Raw genomic sequence first — 3383 nt, forward strand, 5'->3', positions numbered from 1 at the left:
CTCAGCCATTATATAGACAGAGTCGGTCAAAACCGACTTCGGGCGTATCGTGGCAGGCGATTTAGACTCAGTCGGAGATGCGCCATGGTGGATGCAAAGCTTGAAGGCGCAGGCCCTGATCCATCTTCGTTCGCCGCAACCATCGCCGCGTTCGTGACGTACCTGAATGGGTCGGGATGTTCTCCCAACACCGCGCGCGCTTATCAGCACGATCTTTCGCATCTTCTTTCCTTTCTTGATGAACAGGGGTGGGATTGGCGTGCGCTGACACCGGCGCGCGCGGTTGACTTGCTGATCCATCTGCGCAGCAAGCCGAGCCGTCGCCGCGGCACCGGGCCGTACCCGTCGTTGGCCGCGACCGATGGAGAACGATCTGCTCGGCTCAGCACGGCGACGATCAACCGGGTGCTTGCAGCGGTTTCTTCATTCTTCGAATGGGCGCGGTTCACTGATCGTTTTGCTGGCCCAAACCCGATCACCCGAATTCATGATCGCGCTGCCGCACATGTCGCTGAACGCCATCGACCGTTCCTGACTGGCGTCACCTCGCAGTCGGCCTTACGGTGCCCGGTGCGGTTGCGGCAGATCCATCGTTTGCCCCGCCCGATGGCGGATGAGCAGGTCGACGCGCTGATCGCGCAGCTGCGAACGCGCCGCGATCTGGCAATCATTCGCTTGATGCTCGACGGCGGTCTGCGACCAGGTGAGGTGCTTGGCTTGCACCTCGCCGACATCGCATATGGCAGGCGACGGGTGACCGTCAGGGTGCGTTTCGATCACCCGCGCGGCGTTCGGAGCAAGTCACGATCTGAGCGCGTCGTCGATTTGCATGAAACGGCAACGCTGCAGTCAGTCAGCGGATATGTCATGACCGAACGACCACAGGACACAGACAGTCCCTTCCTGTTTCTGGTCGGTGGCAGTGGCCCACGCAGGCATGAGCCACTTTCCTACGCCGCGCTGGCCAAGCTTTTTGCGAGGGCGTGCGATCGTGCGAACATACGTAAACCATGGGTGACCCCACATGCCCTGCGCCATACACATGCAACAAAGATGTGGGAGGCCGGGATGCGCGAGCTGACGCTTCAGCGAAGGCTTGGTCATGCATCGCCAGAAGCAACCCGCGTTTACACCCGGGTTTCCGATCCGATTGTTGTCGCCGAATATCGCCGTGCCCTCGGCCTTCCAGACGAGAAGGTGCAGGACCCTGCGGAAGGCGCAAAGTGATGCGGGGCCCAGTCTCCGCGGCAGCGATGCAGGCACGTTCGATCGATGCCCCATCTCTCTTTCGCAGCAGCCACTGTTCGGCCGATGAATACGACGCTTTTCTACAACGCTGCTATCCGACGAAGCAGTTCGTCCAACAACGCCGAAGTCAGCGCAAGCAATTCGTCGAGGCCTGGCCAGACATTGAAGAATGGCTGGCTGCGCCGCTCGCGGTTCGTGTCGGTCGGATCAACGGGCAAACCAGAGCTACCCTTCAGGATCGACCTTCCTATTTCGCGCGCGCCTATCTCTACTATCTGGCGCTGAAAGGGCATCTCCGATTGGATTATCCGTGGCTGCTCGCCGTCGGCGACCTCTGTGTTCACGACGTGGCACGGCTGATGAATATTGATCTCGGGGTCGAGAGACTTGCGCGCGAGGCGACAGACTTGGGTCTCGTCTATGCGGGTGCGGATCGAGCAATGCGATGGACGCTCGGACGTCTCGCCCTTCACCAGGGCCCCCAACTGGTCAGCGCTTTGCGCCAGAACGACATCAATGAGCTCCTCGTCGCCGTTCGGATGTTCGGCGATAGATCAGATCTTGGTGCCTACTGGACATCGAGCGACCGGTATCGTCTGGTCTCCAAAGCCTGGATTACGATGATCGGCCAGCTACGCTTGGCGCTTTATCACCGCGGGCAAGTTGATGACCCGCCGCGAAAGATCATGCCATCGGCGGATTTGAAGGCGGCACAACCTGAAATGGGCGCATTGATCGATGAATGGCTTGTGCGCCGTGCTCCAGCTCTGCGACCGGTTACCCTGTACCATCACGCGCTTACTGCCCGCCGATTTCTGCAGCATTTGGCCAAAACGGCACCAGAAGTGCGCACCTTTGGGCAGGTAAAGCATCAGCACATCGTCAGTTGGATGAACGCGATGAAAACCGAGTTGTCGCCAAAGACCGGGCGGCCACTCACTGCGAATTCTCAGAGGGGACGCGTTGTCCGGCTGGCGCAATTCTTCAAGGATGCCGAGGACTGGGCGTGGACTGAAGTGCCGCGATGGCCGCTCGTGGCAAAGCGCGATCTGCCACGCGTACCCGACCGAATTCCCCGATACATCCCTCGTGCTGAGCTCGAACGGCTGATGGATGAAATCCGAGCGCTTTCCGATCCGTTCCAGCGCGCAGCAATGCTTCTCGCTAGGTGGTCGGGTGCGCGCCGCAGTGAAATTCAGCGCCTGTCGGTTGACTGCCTCGACCAATACGCCGATGGCACGGCGCGCCTTCGACTGCCCGTCGGAAAGACTGCCCGCGAGCGCCAAATCCCGCTGCATGATGAGGCCGCAGAGGCCCTTCGGGTTGTGCTGGCTCTCCGCGCAAAGGTTGCAGACCGAATGCTGCCCGACGAACGGACAGGCGATCTCGTCCGGTTCGTGTTCGTCTGGCGCGGAAAACTGATGAGCGGACGCCATCTCTTTGGTGCGCCATTGAAGCGGGTGTGTGCCGCCACTGGCTTGGTCGACGCCCGAGGCAGGCCATCCGTGACCATGCACCGATTCCGCCACACGCTCGGAACCGAACTCGCAGAACGCGGTGCAAAGCTTCACACCATCATGAGCGTCCTCGGACACGAAAGCCCTCAGATGACGATGGTATATGCGCGGATCAGCGACGCAGAGGTGCTGCGCGACTACCAGTCCGTTCTGGAACCAGGCGCCATGATTGCGGGTGCAGGAGCGGAAGTGATCCGATCCGGAAATCTTGGCGAAAGCGCAGTCGACTGGCTTCGCAGCAACTTCTTCAAGACTGCGCTGGAACTGGGACATTGTCTGAGGTTGCCCTCGGAAGGTCCTTGCGAATGCGACCTTTACCTGAGCTGTTCTCGCTTTGTAACGACGCCATGCTACGCGCCGCGGCTGCGCGAACGCCGTCGATTGGAACTGTCTCTCGCCGAAGACGCGCGCGCCCGCTCTTGGTCACGCGAAGTCGAACGTCATTGCGCCGTCGCAAGAAGAGTCGAACAACTCCTGACCGACCTCGGCGAGGAATTGGAATGAAATGCGGTCCTGCACACGGAACAGGCCGACCACCGCCAGCTTTTTGGGGAGCGCGGCGGTCGGCCTGTTCCTACCCAAGGTCCCTGCGCCTTTACGCTTGCCTGTCTATGTAAC

2 protein-coding genes are annotated in these 3383 nt (G+C 60.5%); both read left to right on the top strand.

Annotated elements, in window-relative coordinates; translation table 11 throughout:
* Nucleotides 1-84 precede the first annotated feature (84 nt).
* Nucleotides 85-1227 (top strand): tyrosine-type recombinase/integrase, encoded by a 1143-nt coding sequence (locus Q7J44_RS07435; protein ID WP_304878531.1) that lies wholly within the window; start codon nucleotides 85-87, stop codon nucleotides 1225-1227.
* Nucleotides 1227-3269: a tyrosine-type recombinase/integrase gene (locus tag Q7J44_RS07440; RefSeq protein WP_304878533.1), complete on the top strand. Its 2043-nt coding sequence runs from the start codon at nucleotides 1227-1229 to the stop codon at nucleotides 3267-3269. Before Q7J44_RS07435 ends, Q7J44_RS07440 begins: the two co-directional genes overlap by 1 nt.
* Nucleotides 3270-3383: the final 114 nt, after the last annotated feature.

It is taken from the genome of Pseudotabrizicola sp., from assembly GCF_030656345.1.
Classification (GTDB): domain Bacteria; phylum Pseudomonadota; class Alphaproteobacteria; order Rhodobacterales; family Rhodobacteraceae; genus Pseudotabrizicola.

Coding starts and splice junctions, on each gene's coding strand:
- Q7J44_RS07435 (WP_304878531.1), top strand. CDS start 85: ATGGTGGATGCAAAGCTTGAAGGCGCAGGCCCTGATCCATCTTCGTTC.
- Q7J44_RS07440 (WP_304878533.1), top strand. CDS start 1,227: ATGCGGGGCCCAGTCTCCGCGGCAGCGATGCAGGCACGTTCGATCGAT.